This is a genomic window from Flavobacterium gossypii, from assembly GCF_014138495.1.
GTDB classification, from domain to species: domain Bacteria; phylum Bacteroidota; class Bacteroidia; order Flavobacteriales; family Flavobacteriaceae; genus Flavobacterium; species Flavobacterium endophyticum.
Genome location: NZ_JACJIS010000001.1, coordinates 1 through 24,653, shown reverse-complemented (window position 1 = coordinate 24,653; position 24,653 = coordinate 1). Strand labels below are relative to the sequence as shown.

Below are 24,653 nucleotides of genomic sequence, written 5' to 3'. Positions count from 1 at the left end.
CCTATTTCCAGCCGCCGCCTAAATCTCTATACACATGAACTGCTGCATTCAGCTGTTCTTTTTTGGTTTCTATCAATTCTAGCTTAGCTTCTAGGGCATCTCTTTGTGTCATCAAAACCTCGAAATAATCGACTCTGGCAGATTTAAACAAATCATTGGAAACATCAATAGATTTATTTAGGGCATCTACTTGCTGTGATCTTAAATCGTAGCCTTTTTGGAGGTTATCGATCTTAGAAAGCTGTGTTGAAACCTCTAGATAGGCATTCAAAACCGTACGATCGTAATTGTATAAGGCTTGAAGTTGTCTTGCATTGGCACTTGAAAATTCAGCTTTGATAGCATTTCTGTTGATCAAAGGTGCGGCAATATCGCCTGCCAACGAATACAAAATTGATTCAGGGAATGTAAACAAATAAGCTGGCTTGAATGCCTGTACGCCGAAAGCGGCAGAAATATCAAGTGAAGGATAGAATTCGGCACGAGCCACTTTTACATCTAGTTTTGCAGCTACTAGCTCTAATTCAGCTTGTTTTACATCGGGACGATTCGTCAGTAATTGAGATGGAATTCCAGAATTTACGGCTGCTGGCAATAAATCAGTAAAATTGGTTTTATCTCTTTTGATTTCTTGCGGATAGCGTCCTAACAAAAAGTTGATTTTATTTTCTGTTTCTTTAATTCTTTGAAGGATATTAAATTCTAAGCTTTTTGAAGTCAAGACTTCTGCTTGAAATTTCTGAACGCCCAATTCTGTTGCTCTTGCGGCCTGTTTTTGAACTTTTACGATTTCAAAAGCGTTGGTCTGCAAAGCAATAGTTTGTCTTACAATATCCAACTGGCTATCTAAGGCCAATAGCTCGTAATAAGAATCGGCAACTTCAGCAATAAGATTGGTAATGACGAAGTTTTTGCCTTCAACCGTAGCTAAATATCGGTTTACTGCAGCTTTTTTAGAATTGCGCAGTTTTTTCCAGATATCAACTTCCCAATTCGCATAGGCAGCGATTGTGTAATCGGGTAGTGGATCTGGTGTTTCAACTCCTGGTTTTATTTCTGTTGAAGCATCACCAGCACCTTGGCTTGTATATCGGCCTACTTTTTCTAGTCCAGCTCCAGCACGAACACCAACTGTCGGTAATAAAGCGCCTTTGCGGACACGGATATCATTCCTTGCAATTTCTATCTCCTGCAACGTCATGTTCAGTTCCTGATTATTCTTCAGGGCAACATCAATCAACTCGACAAGATTTTGGTCTTTGAAGAAAACGTTCCATTTTAGAGTAGAAATAGTAGTGGTATCCTCTGGCTTTACATTTCCAAATGCTTCGGGAAGAGGTTTGCTTGGCGTTTCGGCTATAGTCTGCGGTGCCTTGCAGCCTATTACGGCAAGACAAAGTGCTAAAGCTATACTGTATTGATATAATTTGATTTTATACATGATTGTTATCAATTTCTTCTGTTAATGGATTTTCTTCTTCATGTTTTACCAGTTTGTATTTTTCTGATATTCTACCGAAAATGTAGTACAATCCAGGAATTACAAACACACCGCAAATAGTTCCTATAAGCATACCTCCAGCAGCAGCAGTACCAATGGTTCTGTTACCAATTTTACCAGGACCTGTCGCAAATGCAAGAGGCAATAATCCGGCGATAAAGGCAAATGAAGTCATCAAGATAGGACGGAACCTTGCTTTGGCTCCTTCCATGGCAGCTTCTAAAACGGACTTGCCGGCTGCGTGCCTTTGTATGGCAAATTCTACAATCAATACGGCATTTTTACCCAATAAACCAATAAGCATTACCATGGCAACCTGAGCATAAATGTTATTTTCTAATCCGGTTAATTTTAGCAAAAGGAAAGCACCAAAAATACCTGCTGGCAAGGAAAGAATTACGGATAGCGGCAGAATAAAGCTTTCATATTGAGCTGCCAAAACTAAATACACAAATCCCAAACAAATCAAGAATACCCAGATAGCCTGATTACCTTGTGCTACTTCATCGGCAGAAATACCCGCCCAGTCAATATCATATCCTCTAGGTAATTTTTTTTCTGCCACTTCTTGGATAACCTTAATCGCCGTACCCGAACTATATCCAGGAGCAGGTCCACCACTAATTTCAGTCGAAGTATACATATTGTGTCTTGTAATTTCTGAAAGACCATATACTTTTTCTAATTTCATAAAGGCTGAATAAGGCACCATCTCATCTTTATTATTCTTCACATAGAGTTTTAAGATATCATCAGGTTGTGCACGATATTCTGGAGCCGCTTGAACGATTACTTTGTAATTAATTCCGTATTTGATAAAACTAATTTCGTAATTACTTCCAACTAGAGTCGACAAAGTGTTCATGGCGTTTTCGATAGAAACTCCTTTTTGTTGTGCCAAATCATTATCAACTTTCATCATGTATTGAGGGAAACTGGCGCTAAAGAAGCTAAATACGTTAGACAATTCAGGGCGTTTGCTCAATTCTTCTACAAACTCTTTATTTACCTCTTCTAGTTTTTTGAAATCACTAGAACCTGTTTTGTCCAACAGACGAAGTTCAAATCCTCCGGCTGCTCCATAGCCTGGAACTGCTGGCGGTTGGAAAAATTCAATATTTGCACCTGGAATATCTTTCGACTTTTCTTCCAATTCTGTCATAATTTCTTGTACAGATTGTTTTCTGTCTTCCCAGTCTTTTAAGTTAATCAAACATGTTCCTGCATTGGCTCCAGTACCTTCGGTCAAAATTTCATAACCTGCCAGTGAAGAAACCGATTTTACTCCTTCTATGCCTTCCGCTATTTTTTGCAGTTTTTCTGCGATATTATTTGTTCTTTCTAATGATGAACCTGGAGGTGTTTGAATAATCGCATAAAACATTCCTTGGTCTTCATTCGGAATAAACCCAGAAGGAACGGTACTGCTGATCAGCCATGTTCCCGCGCAAAAACCGAGCAACGCGATAACAGTAACGGCTCTTCTATTTACGATTTTGCCTAGTACATTTTGGTATTTGCCTTGTGCTAGATTGAACTTGTTGTTAAAACCGTCGATAAATCTGTTTGCGGGTGTTTTCTTTTTAGGCTTGCCATGATTGTTTTTTAGCATCATTGCACAAAGAGCCGGTGTCAGAGTCAAAGCCACTACACCTGAAAGGATAATAGCCGTTGCCATCGTAATCGAAAACTGTCTGTAAAAAACTCCCACAGGACCCGACATAAAGGCAACTGGAATAAATACCGCAGCCATTAAGAATGTAATGGCGATAATAGCTCCAGCAATCTCATGCATCGCTTTTTTTGTCGCTTTAAATGGCGAGAGATGTTCTTCTTCCATCTTGGCGTGGACGGCTTCAATAACCACAATCGCATCATCGACGACGACTCCAATAGCTAACACCAAGGCGAATAACGTAATTAAGTTCAAGGAAATATCGAAGAATTGCATGAACACAAACGTTCCGACCAGCGAGACGGGTACTGCAATTGCCGGAATAACCGTAGAGCGCCAATCGCCTAAGAAAAGAAAGACCACTAATCCTACCAAAATAAAGGCTTCGATCAGAGTGTGGATTACTTTTTCGATCGAGGCATCTAAGAATTTAGAGACATCGTATGAAATTTCATAATTCATTCCTTTTGGGAATTTTTGCTTGATTTTTTCGAGCTTGGCTTTTACGTCTTTAATAACTTGGTTTGCGTTACTTCCAAAAGATTGCTTTAGTACGATAGCCGCAGATGGCTTGCTGTTTAAGTTCGAATAAATATCATACATCGAACTGCCAAATTCAACGCTAGCAATATCTTTCAGACGTAAAAGCTCTCCATTAGGATTCGATCGTACAACAATATTTTCATACTGTTCCTTGGTCGTAAAACGTCCAGAGTATTTTAATACATATTCAAACGCTTGAGAACGTTTACCCGAACTTTCACCCGTTTTACCAGGTGAGGCTTCTAAACTCTGACTTGATAATGCTTCCATTACTTCGTCGGCCGATATTTTATAAGCCAACATGCGGTCAGGCTTTAACCAGATACGCATGGCATATTCACGTGTTCCTAAAATATCTCCAGAACCAACACCATTAACCCTTTTTAATTCTGAAAGCACATTGATATCGGCATAGTTGTATAGAAACTTCATGTCGGTATTTTTATCCGTACTATACAGATTCACATACATCAACATACTCGGAACTTCACGGGTAATTTTTATACCTTCTCTTACGACCAGCGGAGGCAGCTTATTGGTAACCGAAGCGACACGATTTTGAACGTTAACGGCGGCTTGATTAGGATCGGTTCCTAAATTAAATACTACTTGTATGCTTGCCTCACCGTCATTTCCAGCATCAGAAGTCATGTATTTCATTCCCGGAACTCCATTTAAAGCTCTTTCTAAAGGAATAATAACCGATTTGATCATTAGCTCACCATTAGATCCCGGATAATCTGCGGTAATATTAACCATCGGAGGGGAGATGGTAGGGAACTGGGTAATAGGTAAATTCATTACCGACAATACCCCTAAAAAGACAATTATTAGCGATATTACTATCGACAGTACAGGTCTTTGAATAAATTTATTAAACATTTTTGTAATTTTTAATGATTAAAACAATAGACCTATTCTGCTTTTAAGCGCAAATTATTCATCACCGTTTTAGGAGCAACATATCCGTAAGAAATCTTTTCGTCATCTTTTACTTTCTGGATACCGTCCAACAAGATTTTATCATTTGCGGTAAGGCCGCTGCTTATCACATACAAATCTGGAATTTCGCCGGTAATAGTAATTTCTTTTGAGCTCAACACATTATTTTTGCCTACCACAAAAACATACTTCTTATCTTGAATTTCATAAGTCGCTTTTTGCGGAATTACAATAGCATTTTTCAACGGAACCATCATTTGCACTTTTCCGGTTTCGCCATTTCTAAGCAATTTTTCTGAATTGGGGAATCGAGCTCTAAAGGCAATATTTCCCGTTTCGTTATTGAATTCGCTTTCGATAACTTCTACATTTCCTTTGTATTTAAAAGATTCGCCATTGGCTAAAAGCAAGTTTACTTTGCTTTCTGCACGATCTTTTACCTCAGTTTGATATTGAAGGTATTCTGGTTCTGATACATTGAAGTAGGCAAACATCTGGCTGTTATCAGAAAGGCTGGTCAATAATTCGCCTTCCTCGATAAGGCTTCCTAGCTTGAGCGGGATACGGTCGATAGTTCCGTCAAATGGCGCCCTGATTTCTGTGAATGATAAATGAAGTTTTGCTAATGCAACTTCAGCTTTTGCGGCTTGAAGTTTGGCTTGAGCAACGGCCTGTTCGTTTTTAGAAACGACGTTTTTATCGGCTAATATTTTAGTGTTTTGCAATTCTATTTCAGCTGCTTTTTGCTCTGCTTGGGCTTTAAGCAATTCTGCCTCGTATAGTTTTGGCATGATTCGGAACAACAGCTGTCCGGCCTTTACAAACTGGCCTTCATCAACATAAATGTTTTGTAGAAATCCTTTTTCTTGGGCACGGATTTCGATGTTTCGGACAGATCTTATCTGCGAAACATATTCCTTGGTAAATGTAGTATCGATTTTTACAGGATTCGTCACTGTAAATTTGTCGGCTTCTTCTTTTTTTTCTTCTTTAGTTGCACAACTTGTTAGGCACAACAAGGCAATAATGCCTGTTAATACGACTATTCTTTTCATAGTATTTAAGAATGGAAATTAAGCGATTGAATGATCGGAATGCAATGATTGTTCAGATGTAAAAACACCAGTAACCACAGTGATACATGACTACGCTTGAGAAGTAAGTTTACTTTACAGCCGCAAGATATGTTGGGTCATGCTTTAGGTAACCGATGTGTCTCGCTTTTCAGATTCTTAATACTCTGTGAGTAATATAAATAGGATTGGATTGGCCACAAAATGGCGCGAAGGTTTTAAAATTATTATGATAATGGTTTAAAAGTGACCGACCGCTGAGCGTCAGGTACCATTTATCTAATAAGCTGTAATTGGTAATGAAAAATTTACTTGAAATTCCATCGTCTATATCTCCTCCGCCCAAGTGTTCTTCATCAAGATCTAAAGCGTCTTCAATTAGCGAATTGCTGGTATCTTGATTCGTAAATTTTACTCGATGTCTTTTTTCTAAGCTATGAGAAGAGTGCGTAGAAGTAGAAAATTGCTGGATACTAGCATAAACGTATTGGCTCCCGCTTAACAGAAGCAAACACACATAAACAAATAGTACAGCTAGCTTTTTCATTTGCCGCCAAAAGTAAACAAAGTATTGAAAGAAAAAAAGAATTTTTGCTACGTTTTAACAAGTAATTTTAACTAAAACGTTTTCATGAATGTTGTGGATATTATTTCCTGATATAAAAATTCAAAAGCTTTTATATCGCTTGATTTCAGTGTAGTGAGGGTAGATAGGGTTACAACATTTTATCTAATATTGATAAATATCACAAACAAACCAATAGTTGTATATCAGAGATGTATAGGAACTTTGAGGCTGATTATAACACAAATATAATATTCATTAAAAAATAAAGTCAATTTGCGACTTTCTGGTGACTTTAAGAAGTATGGTATTCGATGGCTGTTTTTAAGGGTTAAATTGATACCATCACAGAAAGCAGTAAGGCTTGCAATTCTTTTGAATACGATAAGAATTTCTTTGGGCGCCACGCTTGCACTTCCAGCGCATCATCAACTGAAAAGTTATAAAGCACAATTCCGCTTTAATATAGAAATACAGATATAAGTTTCGCCACGAAAACATTTTCCCTTTAGAATATACCGTATATTTACCATTAGGTAATATAGATCTTTAGCCCACTAGTTGAGCCGGTTAAAATTGCATCAAAACGTGCATGAAACCAAAGTAATATGAAACCTGTTATATGCGGGTTTCGAAAAGGAGTACATCTCTATCTTTCTACTTTTATAATAAACTAAATAGTTTTTAAACAACCATAGAGCCTTTAAAACCAAAGCTTTGCAGTTTTTTTTATTTTGCAGTGTAGCTTTCAAAATCTGCATATTACTATAATATTTAAAAGTACGGCACCTATGGACATTTTTATACTAATCATCTATATATTACTTATTTCTGCAGGGGTCAGCTTGTATTTAATAAAATATAGAAAAACGAAAAAGGAACTGGATCTTACCCTAAACCGAATCAAGGACGCAGTTATTTCTGTTGATAATGAATGGAGATATACCTTTTTAAATGATGCAGCACTTAAAACCCACCCGTTTGGCAGGAAAGATACCTTGGGTAAAGTACTTTGGAACGTACATCCTAAATTAGTAGGCACTATTTTTTGGCATACATATCATAAGGCAATGGCATCGGGTGATATAATGGAATTTGAAAATTACTATAATGAAATGAGCACGTGGTTTTCAGTCAAAGTTTATCCATCTGATACAGGTCTCACCATTTTCTACCAGGATATAACTGAGAGTAAACACATAAGGATTCAACTTGCGAAAAGTGAAAAAAAGTACCGTACTCTATTTTACAAAAGCCCGCTTCCTATTTGGTTATATGATTTTGAAAGCTTGCGGTTTATTGATGTAAATGAAGCTGCGGTAAGTCACTATGGATATACGAGGGATGAATTTTTATCCATGACCATAAAAGATATAAGGCCAAAAGAAGATATAGCAGTGTTGCTGGAAGATATTGTCCAAGTACGGCAAAATTCTTATCGCTCGAGGCACGGCAGCTGGCGGCACCTGAAAAAAAATGGAGATATACTGACTGTGGAAGCAACGGCGCATTCCTTTACTCATGAAGGGAGAAAGGCAAGAATTGTAATTATTAATGACATTACACAAAAAACGATTATGGAACAAAAGCTTCTGGATAACCAGATGAAGTTGAATGAAGCACAGGCAATAGGACGTTTGGGCAACTGGGATATTGATCTTCAAAAAAATATTCATACGTGGTCCGATCAATTATATACAATATTTGGCCTTGACAAAATAGCAACAGTGCCTAGCGTTGATCTTTTTTTATCTTTCATCCATCCTGAAGATAAAGGGATGGCAGAAAATTTAATAAAAGAAGCTGTATATGATTTCAAAGTGGCAAAACTGGATTTCCGGTTTATAACAAGCACCGGTCAACAAAGATTCGGATACATCGAATGGCGTTTTGAATACAGTACCAATAACATTCCGATACGGCTCTTCGGAATTTTGCAGGATATAACAGAACGCAGGGAAGCTGAGGAAAGCTCAAAACAACTTGAAGCTAAAATTAAAGAACAGAAAATACAAGCCCTGAAAAAAATTTCCAAGGCAATTATAAAGGCTCAGGAAAAGCAAAAAAACTATATTGCACAAGAACTCCACGATAATATAAATCAGATCTTGTTTAGTGCCAAACTTCATCTTGGAATTGCCGGGCGCAAGAATCCAGCTGTCAAAGAGCTGATTGAACAACCAATCGACCAAATCAGTAAAGCCATGGATGAAATTCATTTGCTAAGCCAAAATCTGGTAACACCTTTGACAGAAGCTGGGCTTGAGGAAATTATCACTAACCTTATACATAAAATTAATCACGATACCGATAATTCGATAAGCATTTTCTTTTCTTATTCGATTCCATTCGAATTTTCTGATGAGCTAAAATTAAATATATACAGAATTATCCAAGAGCAATTACAAAACATCCTTAAGCATGCCGAAGCCAAAAATGTAACAATAGCTTTAACTGCTAACGGTACCAGTATTTATATCACTGTGGAGGATGATGGGAAGGGATATGATGTACAACAAAAAAGAAAAGGACTGGGGATTTCAAATATCATACACAGGGCGGAGGCATTTAACGGCAAAGTGGAGATACTGAGCAAAGTAGGCGAAGGCTCTAGAATAAATGTAACGATACCTTACGGCTTAAATTCTGGAGATGGTAACGCAATTTAGAAGTTCAGAACCAGCAAAATTGATACAGGAATCACAAAACATCGATAAAATGAAAAACCAGCTAAACCACTATTTAACTGGTTTTTGTTTGTGACATTTTGTGTTTTTTATATCTTACCTTACTTCCCAATGCAGAAGTTAGCAAAAATATTTCCTAAGAGCTCATCATTAGTTACTTGCCCGGTTATTTCTCCAAAATAATACAAAGCCTGGCGGATATCGATTGCCATCAAGTCGCTTGAAATTCCAGTTTGCAGCCCGAATTTGACTTTTTGGATTTCTTCCAGCGCTTTTAACAAGGAATCATAATGCCTTGTATTGGTCACGATAGTCTCGTTATTTCGCAGGGCACCTGTATTCACAAAGGAAAGCAGCTGATTTTTTAAGTCTTCGATATTTGTATTTTCTTTAGCAGAAATTAAAAGAATTTCAGGGATTTCAGATTTTAAATTTTCGATTTGAGATTCAGTCAGCATATCAGCTTTATTTCCAATAATGACTAAAGGTTTTAGCGGAAACTGATTTCTTATCTTTTCAACTTCAATTTTTATAGTATGCAGCCTGCTATTTTCTGAAGTCTGAAGTCTGAAATCAGAAATCTGAGAACTGTCCAAAAGATAAACGACAACTTGTGCCTGTTCAATCTTTTCAAAAGTTTTTTTGATTCCGATACTTTCCACAATATCTGCAGTTTCTCGGATTCCAGCCGTATCGATAAATCGAAAGCCGATACCGTTAATTACAAGCTCGTCTTCAATCGTATCGCGTGTTGTTCCAGCAATTTCAGAGACAATAGCCCGTTCTTCGTTCAACAAAGCATTCAATAGGGTTGATTTCCCAACGTTTGGTTCACCGACAATCGCAACAGGAATACCATTTTTGATAACATTACCGACTGCAAACGAGTCGATAAGTCGTTTTAAAACGAATTCGATGCGCTCCAAGAGCTCATGAAATTGCGTACGATCGGCAAATTCTACATCTTCTTCCGCAAAATCCAATTCCAGTTCGATTAAGGAAGCAAAATTCAGGAGTTCTTCACGGAGCTTGGCAATTTCATTAGAAAAGCCGCCTCGCATCTGTTGCATGGCAATCTGGTGCGAAGCTTCATTCTCTGAAGAAATAAGATCGGCTACAGCTTCTGCTTGTGATAAATCCAGTTTTCCATTAATAAAAGCGCGGAGCGTAAATTCTCCTGGCTCGGCCATCTTGCATCCTTTGCGGAGCAACAATTGGATAATCTGCTGTTGAATGTAAGTCGAGCCGTGGCATGAAATTTCAATCACATTTTCTCCCGTATAAGAATTCGGGCCTTTAAAAATAGAAAGCAATACCTGGTCATATACTTTCGCGCCGTCAACGATATGCCCCAGATGGATGGTATGCGTCTTCTGTTTTAGGATGTCTTTTCCAGAAACCGACTCAAATAAGGAAGCCGCAATTGTAAGTGCATCTTTTCCCGAAATCCGAATGATGGCAATCGCTCCAGCACCTGATGGAGTAGCCAAGGCAACGATAGTATCTTGTGAAAGCATATTTTTTATTTTATGCAAAGATAGCAGGAAAGTTGCTATGTGGCAAAACCACCGACAGTGTTAAATAAAAGCAAACTTCAAGCGTATGATTTTCTTTAGGCTTTACTTTTTTGTAACTTTATATGTACAAAACGACTTGTATTATGAAACGCATTCTTTTTCCAACAGATTTTTCAGAAATAGCTGATAATGCTTTTCTCTACGCGCTGAAAATGGCAGATTCGCTTGAAGCAGAGATAATGTTGCTTCATACTTTTGATATGCCAATTATCGATGGGGCTGAAATTCCGATTAATTTTAAGGAAATGTATGATTCGCTTGAGCTTCAGCAGATGGCCCATTTTCAAGATTATATTCCGAAACTCCAGAGAATAGCCGATGCTCATGGAATGGGACATATTAAAATAACACACTTGCTCAAATCGGGTGATCTAACTTTTGCAATGCAAGATGCGGTGGGAGAACACAACATAAGTTTAGTAGTTATGGGAACAAGCGGCGTTTCGAATTGGTTTGACTCGCTTTTTGGTTCTCAGACAGGCGAAGCTATAACCTCACTTACGGTTCCGGTACTGAGTATTCCGATAGAAGCGAGATACAAGAAAATAAAAACAATTGCTTTCACGAATCTTTATAGAGAAAAAGATTTTGAGGCTTTGGAACGCTTAGTCGAAATTGCACTAAAATTTAATGCCTCTATTAAAAGTTTATATGTCAAGAAATCATCTTCTACTATTTCAGATGAAGAGATTAAAATATGGGAAGGTCGCTGCAGTGCTTGGCCAGTCCAGTTTTTTGTCGTTCCTCATGACGACGTAAAAGAAACCATCCAGGATTTTATAAATAATCAGCATATCGATATGCTGACCATGCTGACGGAAAGAAGAGGTTTTTGGGAAGACTTCTTTAGTTCAAGTCTGACAAAAAAAATGTCCTATAAGATCGATATTCCAATGTTGGCACTACACGAAAGAAGTAGTACTAATGCATAAATAATTAAAAAATGGCAATCCAGACAATCAATCCCTATAATAACAAAGAAGTCAAATCTTTTGAAGAATTTTCGGCAGAAACTGTTGAGCAAAAAATAGCGCAAGCTGATCAAACGTATCAAGTTTGGAAATCAGTTCCAGTAAAAGAACGCTCCAAGCTTTTGATGAATGTAGCGTCGATACTACGCGAAAGAAAAGAAGAACTGGCTAAACTGATAACGCTCGAAATGGGAAAACTAATTGCCCAAAGCGAAGCAGAAATCGACATGTGCGCTTCGGTATATGAATATTATGCCCAAAATGCCGCTACTTTTTTAGAAGACAAACTTATTGAGGTAAAAGATGGAAAGGCATTCGTTCGATACACTCCGATAGGAATCATTCTTGCGGTCGAGCCATGGAACTATCCTTTTAATCAAGTAGCAAGAGTCGCCGCGCCGAATATTATGGCTGGAAACGTAATCATGGTGAAACATGCTTCCAATGTTCCGCAATGTGCTCAAGCCATAGAAGAAATATTTAGACAAGCGGGTGCTAAGGAAGGAATCTATACTAATTTATTTCTTTCAAGCCAGAAAATCGCCAAAATTGCAGAAGATTCGAGAATTGTCGGTATGTCTTTGACGGGAAGCGAAAAAGCGGGTTCTAGTTTGGCTGAAGCCGCTGGAAAGAACTTAAAGAAATCGGTTTTGGAATTAGGAGGCAGTGATCCCTTCATTGTTTTAGAAGATGCTGATTTGGACAAGGCCGTACAAAATGCCGTCAAGGGAAGATTCGGCAATATGGGGCAAGCCTGTACCTCGTCTAAAAGAATTATTGTGGTAGAAGAAGTAGCTGATAAATTTCTGGAAAAGTTTAAAGAAAAGCTCACAGGGTTGAAAATAGGCGATCCTATGGAAAGAGATACTCAAGTTGGACCTTTGAGCAGTGAGGAAGCTGCCAAGAAGATTGAAGAGCAGGTAAATGAAACCGTAAAAGCAGGAGCGAAGGTCGTATTGGGAGGAAAGCGAATTGCCAGAGAAGGAGCTTTTTTTGAACCTACAATTTTAACCGATATCAAGCCAGGAATGGTAGCATATCATGAAGAGATTTTTGGACCTGTAGCTTCATTCTATAAAGTAAAGGACGAAAAGGAAGCAATTGCGTTGGCTAATGATTCTACTTTTGGATTAGGCGGTTCTGTCTTTAGCCAAAATATTGACAGGGCAATCGAAGTTGCCAGCCAGATTGAAACGGGAATGATTTTTATCAACGAACATGCAGCATCTCGTCCGGATTTGCCTTTTGGCGGAACCAAACGTTCGGGGTATGGCAGGGAATTGTCAGAATTAGGAATTGAAGAGTTCGTTAATAAAAAGCTTATCCGCATCAGCGACAAATAATTTTTAGCTTACCTATAAATAAAAAACCGTAGCTCAAAGAGACTACGGTAATTTTTTGGTATAAAGGGTTGGTTGTAGCTTATTCGGTACTGCTCAAGTCAGTAAATAATCCGTTGTATTTTCCTGTAAAAGTCTGGCCATCAGCTCTTGTAAACGAGAATGTCAGGTCAACTTTAGTTTCTGTAACAGAATTGATGGTAACCGTTTTCTCAGTTGCTGTCAGCCCAGGGTCTGAACTTTTTAGCAAGAAAGTACCGTTTGTATACGTGAAATCTTCATCTTCTGCATTTTGTACAAAAGCGCCGCCTGTTTCAATAGAATAGTTAGGAATATCAGTTAGAGTTCCTGGTTCCAAATTGACACCATTAAAATCAAAATAGACTTTAGAAATATTCGATACGGCAGTAGAATCGCTTAGGTTTACATTTGAAAGCACTATAGAAATGGTGCTCGGATTTTCATCCACAATATTATCATCCGTAACAAAAGCATTGTTCAAAACATGAAAAGCTCCGTTAAAAGTAAATCCGTTTTCACCTAAAGTTCTTCCGTCGTCATCTGAACAAGACAGAAAAAGAAAAACCGCTAAAAAAGGAAGTACTTTGATGATATTGCGCATAAAAAAGATTTTAGTTGTTCAGCATTACCGGCATTACAAGCATCGTTACTGTTTCGCCTTCTTCTAGTCCGTCAACAGGAGTAAGGATACCTGCTCTGTTAGGAAGCGACATTTCCAGCATGATTTCGTCTGATTGCAAGTTTGTCAGCATTTCGGTCAAGAAACGTGAATTGAAACCAATTTGCATATCGTCGCCTTGATAATCACAAGTCAAACGCTCTTCCGCTTTGTTTGAGTAATCGATATCTTCGGCAGAAATATTCAATTCTGCTCCAGCAATTTTTAAACGAATCTGGTGCGTGGTTTTATTTGAGAAAATCGCAACACGACGAACCGAGCTCAAGAATTGAGAACGGTCAATCATCAATTTGTTTGGATTTTCTTTTGGGATAACTGCTTCATAATTTGGATATTTTCCGTCAATCAATCGGCAAGTCAATACATAGTTGTCAAAAGAGAAAGTTGCATTCGAATCGTTGTATTCGATTTTTACTTCTGCTTCAGAAGTTCCAAGGATACTTTTTAAGATATTCAATGGTTTCTTCGGCATGATAAAATCAGCCACTTGTGATGCTTTTACGTCAGTTCGCGCATATTTTACCAATTTGTGTGCATCGGTTGCCACAAAAGTCAGTCCTTCTGGAGAGAACTGGAAAAATACGCCAGACATTACTGGACGTAAGTCATCGTTTCCAGCAGCAAAAATGGTCTTGCTTACAGCAGTTGCCAAAACGCCAGCAGGCACGATAGTAGAAGACGGATCATCAAGGTTTACAGATTTCGGGAATTCTTCGCCTGGAGCATATGCCAAGGCATATTTACCAGAATTAGAACTGATTTCAATCGTGCTGTTTTCTTCCACCGTAAAAGTAAGCGGCTGCTCTGGAAAAGTTTTCAAGATTTCCAAAAGCAATTTTGCTGGAACAGCAACGCTTCCGGTACTCGTAGAATCGATTTCTAGCGTAGCAGACATTGTTGTTTCCAAATCGGATGCAGAAACAGTCAATTGATTGTTATCCAATTCAAAAAGGAAATTATCTAAAATAGGCAAAGTATTGCTGCTATTGATAACGCTTCCTAAAACTTGCAATTGTTTTAATAAGTATGAACTCGATACTATAAACTTCATTTTCGTCTTTTATTTAATAAGGATTGTAAAACTACAAAATTTTACATTGCACAAATATATCTTAAACTAATTCTAAAACAAAACCAATTTATTAACATTATTTGCTATACGCACGCTTTCTGAGGTAGGTAAATAATAATCCAAAAATTGCGAGGATAAGAATTGGTAATCCAATAGTTATGAATTGTGTAAAAGTATAATTTTCTGTTACTTTCTTTTCATCAAGAAGCGGCAGTTCTACATTTTTGCCTCTAATGTTGATAAGTCCGTTGTCATCTAGCAGATAATTTATAGAATTCATCAGAAAATCTTTATTGCCATAAATCTGCTGTGTCCATTGGTCTAGACCATTTAAAAGTGGTTTTTTGTTGACATACGTATAGTTGATAATATCGCCATCGGCAATCACAATCATCTTGTTGTTTTTTCCTTCGTCAAGCGATTTGTCTGCTTTGAAAGGCTTCACCCGGTTTTTAAAAGCCGAAGTGAATTTTCCTTCTAATAAGACACCTAATGTTTGGTTTCCTTTTGAAAACTCGGCTTCATTTAGCTCTTCCATAAACTGATGCAGGTTCATTTCAATTGGAGATCCGACAAGTTTTGATTCAGGAGAACTTTTCAGCAATACCGTTTTCTTGATGTTATTTTTTAGCGTATCGATCTGGTTGGCAAACTCTAGTTTTACCAAGTTCACATTTTTATTTATCGGATGGTTTTCTCCCGATTTTATGATAGGCGAATACAGCCAGTCGATAGGGAAGTCTCCATTTTCAGAACGCGCTGTAATTGGCGTGGATAATAAATCTTGAACCAAATTGTAATTGATACGGATGCCGTATTTGAAAAACATATCGTCAAGATTTAGCTCTAGTGGATACGCCAAAGCGGACTGAGACTCATTCTGAAGATTGTCAATATCAGCCACGACTTTGTCGATAAGCCAGAGCGTCTTGCCGCCATTCATGATGTATTGATCTAGAATGTATTTTTCAGAATCTGTAAATGCTTCGGTTGGTTTGGCAATGATAGCTGCATCAAAATGAGCCAAATTCTGCATCGTCTTGTTTTGGTCATTGGCTAGCGAATCGAGATTGAATTCTCCAATCAGATAGTATTCTTTTAAGTTTAGGATAAAATCTGCCAGATATTTATCGTTCATCTCGCCGTTGCCTTTCAGTACAGCAATTTTTTTCTTTTCGGTCGTAGCCAGCTTCGTAAGCGCATCGGCAAAAGCAAACTCTAACAATTGTACTGATTTGCTGATGTTTTCGTCTGCATTATTTCCGAAGTTATTGATCAATAAAGGAACGCGGACAGATTTAGTACCGTAGTTCGCAATAGCCCACGGAAAAACCTGAATCATTGATTTTTTTCCGTTTTTGTTGCTTTGGATGTTGGTAGGAGAGAAGCCCAATCCCGACAATTCGGCAACAAATTGATCTGCTTTGGATTCGTCGGCCAAAGGATCCGTAAAATTAAAGATAATGTTAGAGTTATATGCTCTGAATTCTTCTAGCATCTGTCTTGTTTCTCCTTGCAGACGTTTAAATTCTGGTGGAAACTGTCCGTCAAGAAATACGTCGATATACAACGGCTGATCGACTTTTTTGATCATGTCGAGCGTACTTTTCGACAGCGTATAGCGTTTGTCTTTGGTAAGGTCGAATCGCTTAAAAAAGAAGTTTCCGGCAATGTTTACCGCAATTACGGCTATGATGATAAGGCCGAGCTGCTGCAGGCTTTTTTTCTTAGAGGCTTTCATTACGATTTCAAAGATTTAAGTTTAAAAGCAGTAAAGGATAAGAACAATATCGTAATGCTTACAAAATAAAGAATATCTCGCGTATCCAATACGCCGCGGCTCATGCTTTTGAAATGATAATCCATTCCAATTGATGAAACAACAAGGTCGAATCCTCCAGCATAGGTTGAAATTCCGTCAAATCCGAAATAGAACATAAAGCACAAAAGCACCGAAATTATAAATGCGACAATTTGGTTCTCAGAAAGCGTAGAGGTAAAAATTCCGATAGAAGTATAAGAAGCAATCAAGAATAATAATCCGAAATACGAACCTAAGGTACTTCCGAAATCTAAATTTCCTTCTGGATTTCCAAGATTGTAAACCATAATCACATAAATGAGAGTCGGAATAATAGCGATTACGATCAATAAGAACGCGCCAAAGAATTTTCCGTTTACGATTTCCCAAATGCTTAAAGGTTTTGTGAAAAGCAACTCGATAGTTCCTTGTTTTTTCTCATCCGAAAAACTTCGCATGGTTACGGCTGGAATAAGAAAAATCAAGATCCAAGGAGCTAATGTAAAAAACGGGCTCAAGTCTGCAAATCCAGAGTTAGGAATATTAAAATCGCCTTCAAAAACCCAAAGGAAAAGTCCGTTGAGCAAGAGGAAAATAGCAATAACCAAATAACCGATCGGCGAACCGAAAAAGGATTTGATCTCTCGTAGTAAAATTGACTTCATTTATAACTTATAGTTTATAGTTTATAGTTGATAGTTGAATGTTTGAAGTGGGACAAGTTACGTCAAAAATCTAAAATCTAAAATCAAAAATTATTCAAGCGTTACCAGCTTATCCACACTCCACGCTTCAGGCTTGTCGTTAAATAATTTCTTTGTAAATGTCCAGACGCTATCAAAAAGAGCCGATTTCCTATAGTTTTCCAGATCTTCTTCCGTCTCCCAATAGCTGTACGTAAAAAAAATGCTCTTGTTGTTTTTATCTTGGTATAATTCTAGAAAACGGTTTCCTGGGGCATTTCGTATTTTTTCCTTCATCAATTCGAAATTTTCCAAGAAAGCAGGAATGTTTTCTTCATGGAAGGATAGTTTTACAATTCGTACGAACATAATGTTTGATATATGATTTATGAATTTTGATTTATGACTTTTTGTATGCTTAAAGCGTATTGCCTACAGCTTAAAGCTAAATAAAATTAATGCTTACGAAATCCCGATATTTCAATCCCAACAAACTTGAAGCGCCTCCAACAGAATTGGGATTGCTGCGGTACATTGCGATTTCTAAAAAACCTGCTTCATTAAAAATAGCGAGTTCCTTTCCTTCGTAAAATTTCATGGAATTCTGCTCAAAATTAATAATCGAAGAATAATTCGGCAAGATGGTCTTTAATTTATAATTTTTAAAACTCACTTCGTATTTTCTTCCTTTTCCGATTTCGGTAAAAAGCTGCCTTGAAATATTCGTTACCACGTTGCCAAAATGGTCGATATAGATTGCATAGCCTTTAATAGAACTGCTGTCTTGACTGACAACAGCCTGTAATTCGGTTACTTCTTTTATCTTGGTAATTTCTTTTCCGATGACATTCAACAAGCCACCGCGTGCAACATGGCAAGCGACTGTTACAAAAACATCCATTGCTGTAGCATTAATGGCTAGCCTGTCGTGAATATTAATAGACACGATTTTCTGTGGAATGATCTTTTGCGTCAGCATACTTAGGATACCGTTATCGGCACAGATAAAATACTGGTCGTTCCATTGCATGGCAATATGCTGCGTTTCTTGGTGTAATTCAGAATCGACTCCTATTATATGTACAGTTCCTTTTGGAAAGCTAGAATACGAAGCTCCAATAATATAACTTGTCTCAGAAACATTGAACAAATCGATCTCGTGCGAAATGTCTACAATTTTAACATCAGGATATTCAGAATAAATCTTGCCCTTTAAAGCACCGACAAAGTGGTCTTTGCATCCAAAATCGGTCGTAAGGGTAATTATTGACATAAAATTGTTTATAACATTAACGCCTAAGCGCCTAAATTTTTATTAAATTTGAGATATGCAAAGCTAACAAAATAGCCAGATAATTTTTTAATTTAATACTATAGCTTTTGAACGAAAGAACCATCGAACTCGTAGACATCGCGCCAAAAGATTTTTGGGGCGCTCAAGACTCTCATCTTGAAACCATTAGAAAATATTATCCTAAATTAAAGATTGTTGCCAGAGGAACTACGATTAAGGCTTTTGGAGAAAAAGAAGTTTTAGACGAGTTTGAAAACCGTTTCCAGCGATTGATGCTCCACTTCACACGCTACAATAATATTGACGATAACGTCATTGAAAGAGTGATTGAAGGAGGAAGCCAGCAAATCGAAAGGATGGGCGACCATGACAAAATCTTGGTTCATGGAGTAGGAGGAAAAATCATTAAGGCGATGACTCCAAACCAGCAGTTGCTCGTCGATACGATGAACAAGAACGATATGGTTTTTGCCGTTGGTCCCGCCGGGACAGGAAAAACCTATACAGGTGTTGCGATGGCAGTAAAAGCGCTGAAAGAAAAGCAGGTCAAAAGAATTATCTTGACGCGTCCGGCTGTTGAAGCTGGTGAAAACCTTGGATTTCTTCCTGGTGACATGAAAGAAAAGCTAGATCCGTATATGCAGCCTTTATATGATGCGCTACGAGACATGCTGCCGAATGAAAAACTCGAAGATTATATCCTAAAAGGAATTATTCAGATTGCACCTTTGGCTTTCATGCGCGGACGTACGCTCGACAATGCCTTCGTTATTCTCGATGAAGCACAGAATACAACACACTCCCAGATGAAAATGTTCTTGACGCGTATGGGCAAGAACGCCAAATTCATGATTACTGGAGATCCCGGTCAGGTCGATTTGCCGAGAAGAACGATTTCTGGTTTGAAAGAAGCCCTTCTGGTGTTGAAAGATATTGACGGAATCGGCATCATCTATCTTGATGATAAAGATATCGTTCGTCATAGATTAGTTAAGAAAGTAATCGACGCCTATAAGCAGATTGAAAATCACGATTAAAAGTAGATTTCTATAAATTATAAAAAAGACAGTTTCTAAAAAGCTGTCTTTTTTTGTTGTGATAAAAAGTAATTAGCTAAATTTGAGATTATTATACTTAAAATCAATAAACTATGAGCAAAATTACTTTATTACTTTTTACGTTTTTTATAGGAGGAATAGCTTCTTATGGACAATATTCATGTGCCAATGCCATTCCTATAACAAGTGGCTTTACGCAACCTAATATTGTCACGCCAGGAGCAGGAAGTCCCGGATCTTGGGTAACATCCGCACCAAACTGCCAAGGAACAGGAGGTTTTAGCAGCACGCTAAGTTTTAACACAACTTGTTTTGATGACGTATTTATTTCTCAAGGTGATGATTATATGTTTAAATATACATCAGGACCGGTTGCAGGAGAAACAGCGTATTTTGAAATTCTTATCAAGACAGATTATATGGGCTTGATGGCTTTTTCTGATTGCAATGGAACGGTAATTTCTGGTTGCTTATCAGGAGCGTATTCGGGATCGTTTAACACTGCAACAGGAACTTTATCGGTTACGGTAACGGATTTGGCGGCAAATCAAACGATATATTTTGGTGTCGGAATTTGGGCCGATCCAAAAGTTTTAGATTTTGATGTGACCAATTTCACGGTAACGCCCCCAGCTTTAAGCACCGAGGATATAAGTCAAGATAAAGTGAAATTATTTCCTAATCCAGTTACAAACGTATTGAATATTTCTGGGCTAAAAGAAGTTTCTAATATTGCCATCTATAACTTGTTGGGACAAGAAGTCATGAGAAAAATGGATATTGATGGAGATAAACAAGTAGATGTTTCAAGCCTTTCGCGAGGAACCTATTTAGTAAAGATAAATACGAATTCAAAAACTGAAACTTACAAAATCATAAAAGAATAGCTGTAAGCGTTCTGTTTCATAAGCTTAGTCCAAGATATTCCGTAGGGTTTATCTTGGGCTTTTTGATTATGACTGATCGGAATTAATAAATAACCTAACCTTTCTGATAAACTTAGTGAAACTTTGTTGCTTCTTTTGTGTATCTCTGCGAAACAAATTACTTTTGTATCTTTCAAACAACAACACAACAACCAAAAAAATGAGTAATACCATAACCGCTACCAATTTCAATTTTCCAGGCCAAAAATCAGTATACAGAGGAAAAGTCCGAGAAGTATACAATATCAACGACGAGCTTCTTGTAATGGTTGCTACGGACAGGCTTTCTGCTTTCGACGTAGTCTTGCCAAAAGGAATTCCATACAAAGGACAAATTCTAAATCAGATTGCAACCCGATTCATGGAAATGACTTCACATCTTGTACCCAATTGGCTAATCGCCACACCAGACCCGAATGTTGCTATAGGTCATTTATGCGAGCCGTTTAAAGTCGAAATGGTAATACGCGGCTATCTTTCAGGTCATGCGGCAAGAGAATATGCGGCAGGAAAAAGAATGATATGTGGCGTAGAAATGCCAGAAGGATTAAAAGAAAATGATAAGTTTCCAGAACCGATCATCACGCCTACGACAAAAGCTGACAATGGAGAACATGATGAAGATATCTCTAAAGAAGCAATTCTTGAAAAAGGAATCGTTTCTGAACTAGATTACGAAGTATTGGAGAATTATACCCGAGTATTGTATAATAAAGGTACGCAGATAGCGGCAGATAGAGGATTAATTTTAGTAGATACCAAATACGAATTCGGTAAGACCAAAGAGGGTAAAATTGTTTTGATAGATGAAATACATACGCCAGATTCTTCTCGCTACTTTTACAAAGACGGATATGAAGAAAGACAGGAGCGAGGCGAGGCCCAAAAGCAATTGTCGAAAGAATTTGTAAGACAGTGGCTGATCGCTAATGGTTTTCAAGGTAAGGAAGGGCAGCAAATTCCAGAAATGACAGAAGACTATATTGAATCGGTTTCAGAAAGATATATCGAGCTATACGAAAACATTCTAGGAGAAAAATTTTTCAAGGCAGACGTTTCCAATATAGATGAACGTATCGAAAAAAATGTATTGGACTTTCTGAACAAATAATCTAACACAATCATAATTCTATAATAACCACGCTTTGCGTGGTTTTTTTGTTCTTTGTAACAGCAAAAGAAGCAATTAGTTAGCTGAAATGTTAAAGTTATGTTATAAAAAAATAATGCTGTAACAAAAGATAAAGTTCGTCGTCTATTCTATACAATCAAATCAAAAAATAATTTAAAACACAATCATCATGAAAAAATCAATCGTTTATTTAGGAATTGCATTACTTGCATTTGGAAATGTTGCTATTGCAGCGAACACTGAAACCGGCCTAACAGAAAAAATTGCTGTTGTAAGCAAAAGCGTAAACCCTTTATGTCAAGCTATCGCTAAAGGCGATGTTGACACCGTAAAAAAAATGATCCAGTTTGGAACAGATGTTAATGCAACATCAAACGGAATGACTCCATTAATGTTTGCTGCACGTTATAACAAAGTAGAAATCGTACAACTGCTTTTGCAAAACGGAGCCAGAGTAAACACAAAAGACGAAAAAGGATTTACAGCATTAAAACATGCAGAATTATCAAATGCTACTGAAGCAGCTGAACTTATAAAAGCCCACAAAAAAGCTTAACAAATCATCAATCAGAATAAAGTCCCGCTATCTCATCAATAACGGGACTTTTGTTTTAGTAAGTTTTCTTATTTTCCGAAATAAGTAAAAGTTTCATCACTTTCGATTTTAAGCAAAGACTCGTAGATAAGCTGAATCACATTTTCGACATCCTCGCGGTGAACCATCTCAACAGTCGTGTGCATATAACGCAACGGAAGAGAAATCAAAGCAGAAGCAACACCGCCATTACTGTAAGCAAAAGCATCGGTATCGGTACCTGTAACTCTAGAAGAAGCCAGCCTTTGAAAAGGAATTTTCTTCTCTTCAGCCGTATTTATAATTAGCTCTCTCAGGTTGTTTTGAACAGCAGGAGCATAAGTTACCACAGGTCCTTTCCCGATTTGAGTATCACCTTCAATTTTTTTGTCGATCATCGGAGTAGTAGAATCATGGCAGACATCAGTAACGATAGCAACATTAGGCCTGATTGTTTTAGTAATCATTTCTGCACCGCGCAATCCTACTTCTTCTTGAACGGAGTTAGTAATGTATAATCCAAAAGGCAATTTCTTTTTGTTTTCATGAAGCAGTCGGGCTACTTCAGCAATCATAAAGCCACCCATTCTGTTGTCAATCGCTCGGCAAACAAATTTATTTTCGTTTAAGACCATGAATTCGTCAGGATACGTAATTACGCAACCAACATGAACGCCTAATTTTTCAACCTCTTCTTTGGTTTCGCATCCACAATCAATAAAAATATTATCGATTCGCGCCGCTTCCTCTTTCCCGCGATTTCTAGTGTGAATAGCAGGCCATCCAAAAACACCTTTCACGATTCCATTTTTGGTATGAATATTGACGCGCTTTGAAGGAGCAATCATATGATCAGAACCGCCATTTCGGATAACATAAATAAGGCCATTATCAGTAATATAATTAACATACCAGGAAATTTCATCCGCATGCCCTTCAATGACAACTTTGTACTTGGCATCAGGATTGATAATTCCGACGGCGGTACCATAAGTATCGGTAAGAAAAGTATCAACGTATGGCTTTAGGTAATCCATCCAGATTTTTTGTCCGTTCGATTCGTATCCGGTCGGTGAAGCATTGTTTAGGTAGTTTTCCAAAAAGGTCAAAGACGACTTTTTTAATATAGATTTTGATGCCATAATTTATTTTTTCGCTAAAATATAAATTTGAAATAACAGTTATCCATATATTATATAATTTTACACAACAAACAGTCAATTTAATGAAAGCTATACACTATTTCTCTATCCTGTTCTTTTTATCCAATGCGCTGCAGGCACAAGTTGATAAAAACGATGAGTATTTAAACGAGCCGGATACGATCAAGGTTGTGCAGCTCGATGAAGTACTTATATTAAAAGGCGAAGTTGACGAAGAAAGCAAGAAGAACTTTCTGGTTTTACAACGAAGAGTCCAGCGAGTCTATCCGTATGCGAAAACTGCAGCAGACAGATTGGTCGCCTTAGATAAAGGAATGGCCAAGTTGAAAACTGAGAAAGAGAAAAAGAAATATTTCAAGATTGTAGAGAAGTATCTCGAAAACGAATTTGAAGGCCAACTGAAAAAGCTGTCCCGAAGAGACGGACAGATATTGGTGAAGTTGATTCATAGGCAAACGGGTTCTACTACCTTCGATCTGATTAAAGAGCAAAAAAGTGGCTGGAAAGCTTTCTGGGCAAACAAGACGGCGCGAGTTTTCAGTATAAATCTAAAGACGCAGTACAATCCTTATAATATAGCCGAAGATTTTCTTATTGAAACCATATTAGTAAGAGCTTTTGAAGAAGGCAGGCTTCCCAAACAAAAACCAGGCATCAATATAAACTATCAAGAACTTTCTAAATCATGGAATGAGAAAGTAGCAAAATCTAAAACATAATACATACTATAATATATATGTATAAGGGCAATCTAAAGATAGGTTGCCTTTTTTAGTTGCTAGTTTTTATTGTTCAATAATCAGAACCGAACCTAAATATGTCAAAATAGTAGGTTGGTGTTTGGCTTTTCGACGTTTTTCATCCTCCTTTGGATGCTTCCTGCCTAATATTTCCGCCTTTTCCGGCACAGAAGCCGCTGGCCGTTCCGGCTTCTCCGGCCCTTTTTCAGGGAGCGCCCGCGCGGCTTCGCCGTTTCCTTCCTGCGGAGCCGAAAAAACTTCCGCTTCCATAAAACTGTGTTCCAGCGCATTGCGAAAAACTTTGAAAAAAAGTATGCTGAAAGTTTGGAAAAGCGGAAAAAGGGGCTACTTTTGCACCCGCAATCAAGCAACGTTCCTACCGAGTACTGAAACAGAAGGCCTGAAAAAAAAATCGGAAAAAGATTTGCAGGAAACGGAAAAGGGTCATATCTTTGCCGTCCGCAAAACACCGATCGGAAGGGGCCGGAAGGGCTGGAGAAAAAAAGATTCAAAATTTTTTTCAAAAGTCTTGCAGGTTCGGAAAATAATCGTACTTTTGCACCCGCTTCGAGAGAGGCGAAAGAATAGAAGAACACGTTCATAGACATATTGGATTGACAGCAGTTTCGGCAGCGA

Annotated in this window: 21 protein-coding genes; 8 read left to right on the top strand and 13 right to left on the bottom strand. The window is 37.8% G+C overall.

What is annotated here, in order from left to right:
- Window position 1: 1 nt before the first annotated feature.
- From GGR22_RS00105 to GGR22_RS00090, 4 genes are all read right to left on the bottom strand, one after another.
- A complete protein-coding gene (locus tag GGR22_RS00105; protein WP_182492090.1) occupies window positions 2-1,441 on the bottom strand; it encodes a TolC family protein in 1,440 nt (479 codons plus the stop codon).
- Window positions 1,434-4,601 carry an efflux RND transporter permease subunit gene (locus GGR22_RS00100; RefSeq protein WP_182492089.1) on the bottom strand — a complete coding sequence of 1,056 codons (3,168 nt, stop codon included), beginning with the start codon at window positions 4,599-4,601 and terminating at the stop codon, window positions 1,434-1,436. Before GGR22_RS00100 ends, GGR22_RS00105 begins: the two co-directional genes overlap by 8 nt.
- Before the next feature lie 32 nt (window positions 4,602-4,633).
- Window positions 4,634-5,716, bottom strand: a complete 1,083-nt coding sequence (locus GGR22_RS00095; protein ID WP_182492088.1) for an efflux RND transporter periplasmic adaptor subunit — start codon at window positions 5,714-5,716, stop codon at window positions 4,634-4,636.
- A 169-nt stretch (window positions 5,717-5,885) separates the two neighbouring features.
- A complete protein-coding gene (locus GGR22_RS00090; protein ID WP_317169781.1) occupies window positions 5,886-6,251 on the bottom strand; it encodes a hypothetical protein in 366 nt (121 codons plus the stop codon).
- 839 nt (window positions 6,252-7,090) lie between these two features.
- Here GGR22_RS00090 and GGR22_RS00085 point away from each other — a divergent pair.
- A complete protein-coding gene (locus tag GGR22_RS00085; RefSeq protein ID WP_182492087.1) occupies window positions 7,091-8,968 on the top strand; it encodes a PAS domain-containing sensor histidine kinase in 1,878 nt (625 codons plus the stop codon).
- A gap of 119 nt (window positions 8,969-9,087) precedes the next feature.
- On the opposite strand, the gene mnmE is transcribed toward GGR22_RS00085, so the two are convergent.
- Window positions 9,088-10,503: a tRNA uridine-5-carboxymethylaminomethyl(34) synthesis GTPase MnmE gene (gene mnmE, locus GGR22_RS00080; RefSeq protein WP_121377616.1), complete on the bottom strand. Its 1,416-nt coding sequence runs from the start codon at window positions 10,501-10,503 to the stop codon at window positions 9,088-9,090.
- A 143-nt stretch (window positions 10,504-10,646) separates the two neighbouring features.
- On the opposite strand from mnmE, the gene GGR22_RS00075 reads away from it, so the two are divergent.
- Both GGR22_RS00075 and GGR22_RS00070 read left to right on the top strand, forming a co-directional pair.
- A complete protein-coding gene (locus tag GGR22_RS00075; RefSeq protein ID WP_182492086.1) occupies window positions 10,647-11,495 on the top strand; it encodes a universal stress protein in 849 nt (282 codons plus the stop codon).
- Window positions 11,496-11,506: 11 nt separating this feature from the next.
- The gene (locus GGR22_RS00070; protein ID WP_182492085.1) at window positions 11,507-12,877 is read left to right on the top strand and encodes an NAD-dependent succinate-semialdehyde dehydrogenase; all 1,371 of its coding nucleotides are present in this window, start codon (window positions 11,507-11,509) and stop codon (window positions 12,875-12,877) included.
- Window positions 12,878-12,956: 79 nt separating this feature from the next.
- On the opposite strand, the gene GGR22_RS00065 is transcribed toward GGR22_RS00070, so the two are convergent.
- The 6 genes from GGR22_RS00065 to GGR22_RS00040 all read right to left on the bottom strand — a co-directional run bounded on the left by GGR22_RS00065 (window position 12,957) and on the right by GGR22_RS00040 (window position 18,403).
- Complete coding sequence (locus GGR22_RS00065; protein ID WP_182492084.1) at window positions 12,957-13,496, bottom strand: hypothetical protein; 540 nt, start codon at window positions 13,494-13,496, stop codon at window positions 12,957-12,959.
- A 10-nt stretch (window positions 13,497-13,506) separates the two neighbouring features.
- On the bottom strand, window positions 13,507-14,625 hold the full coding sequence (dnaN, locus tag GGR22_RS00060; RefSeq protein ID WP_121377620.1) for a DNA polymerase III subunit beta: 1,119 nt from the start codon (window positions 14,623-14,625) through the stop codon (window positions 13,507-13,509).
- Window positions 14,626-14,722: 97 nt separating this feature from the next.
- Window positions 14,723-16,387 (bottom strand): gliding motility-associated ABC transporter substrate-binding protein GldG, encoded by a 1,665-nt coding sequence (gldG, locus tag GGR22_RS00055; RefSeq protein ID WP_182492083.1) that lies wholly within the window; start codon window positions 16,385-16,387, stop codon window positions 14,723-14,725.
- On the bottom strand, window positions 16,387-17,112 hold the full coding sequence (gene gldF / locus GGR22_RS00050) for a gliding motility-associated ABC transporter permease subunit GldF (protein ID WP_182492082.1): 726 nt from the start codon (window positions 17,110-17,112) through the stop codon (window positions 16,387-16,389). The genes gldG and gldF overlap by 1 nt, the downstream gene beginning before the upstream one ends.
- A 90-nt stretch (window positions 17,113-17,202) precedes the next feature.
- Window positions 17,203-17,499, bottom strand: a complete 297-nt coding sequence (locus GGR22_RS00045; protein ID WP_121377623.1) for a putative quinol monooxygenase — start codon at window positions 17,497-17,499, stop codon at window positions 17,203-17,205.
- Between the two features lie 76 nt (window positions 17,500-17,575).
- Window positions 17,576-18,403: an SAM hydrolase/SAM-dependent halogenase family protein gene (locus tag GGR22_RS00040; RefSeq protein ID WP_182492081.1), complete on the bottom strand. Its 828-nt coding sequence runs from the start codon at window positions 18,401-18,403 to the stop codon at window positions 17,576-17,578.
- Window positions 18,404-18,510: 107 nt separating this feature from the next.
- Between GGR22_RS00040 and GGR22_RS00035 the strand changes: the two genes are divergently transcribed.
- The 4 genes from GGR22_RS00035 (at window position 18,511) to GGR22_RS00020 (ending at window position 22,096) form a co-directional block, all read left to right on the top strand.
- Window positions 18,511-19,461 (top strand): PhoH family protein, encoded by a 951-nt coding sequence (locus GGR22_RS00035; RefSeq protein ID WP_121377625.1) that lies wholly within the window; start codon window positions 18,511-18,513, stop codon window positions 19,459-19,461.
- A 113-nt stretch (window positions 19,462-19,574) separates the two neighbouring features.
- Complete coding sequence (locus GGR22_RS00030; protein ID WP_182492080.1) at window positions 19,575-20,369, top strand: T9SS type A sorting domain-containing protein; 795 nt, start codon at window positions 19,575-19,577, stop codon at window positions 20,367-20,369.
- Window positions 20,370-20,568: 199 nt separating this feature from the next.
- The gene (locus GGR22_RS00025; RefSeq protein WP_182492079.1) at window positions 20,569-21,519 is read left to right on the top strand and encodes a phosphoribosylaminoimidazolesuccinocarboxamide synthase; all 951 of its coding nucleotides are present in this window, start codon (window positions 20,569-20,571) and stop codon (window positions 21,517-21,519) included.
- A 190-nt stretch (window positions 21,520-21,709) separates the two neighbouring features.
- Entirely contained in the window at window positions 21,710-22,096 is a 387-nt protein-coding gene (locus tag GGR22_RS00020; RefSeq protein WP_121377628.1) for an ankyrin repeat domain-containing protein, read from the top strand.
- Window positions 22,097-22,164: 68 nt separating this feature from the next.
- On the opposite strand, the gene GGR22_RS00015 is transcribed toward GGR22_RS00020, so the two are convergent.
- The gene (locus GGR22_RS00015; protein ID WP_182492078.1) at window positions 22,165-23,256 is read right to left on the bottom strand and encodes a M42 family metallopeptidase; all 1,092 of its coding nucleotides are present in this window, start codon (window positions 23,254-23,256) and stop codon (window positions 22,165-22,167) included.
- Window positions 23,257-23,339: 83 nt separating this feature from the next.
- Between GGR22_RS00015 and GGR22_RS00010 the strand changes: the two genes are divergently transcribed.
- Entirely contained in the window at window positions 23,340-23,996 is a 657-nt protein-coding gene (locus GGR22_RS00010; protein WP_182492077.1) for a DUF4294 domain-containing protein, read from the top strand.
- Between the two features lie 66 nt (window positions 23,997-24,062).
- Here the strand turns inward: GGR22_RS00010 and GGR22_RS00005 are convergent, their stop codons facing one another.
- Window positions 24,063-24,287 (bottom strand): hypothetical protein, encoded by a 225-nt coding sequence (locus GGR22_RS00005; RefSeq protein WP_182492076.1) that lies wholly within the window; start codon window positions 24,285-24,287, stop codon window positions 24,063-24,065.
- Window positions 24,288-24,653: the final 366 nt, after the last annotated feature.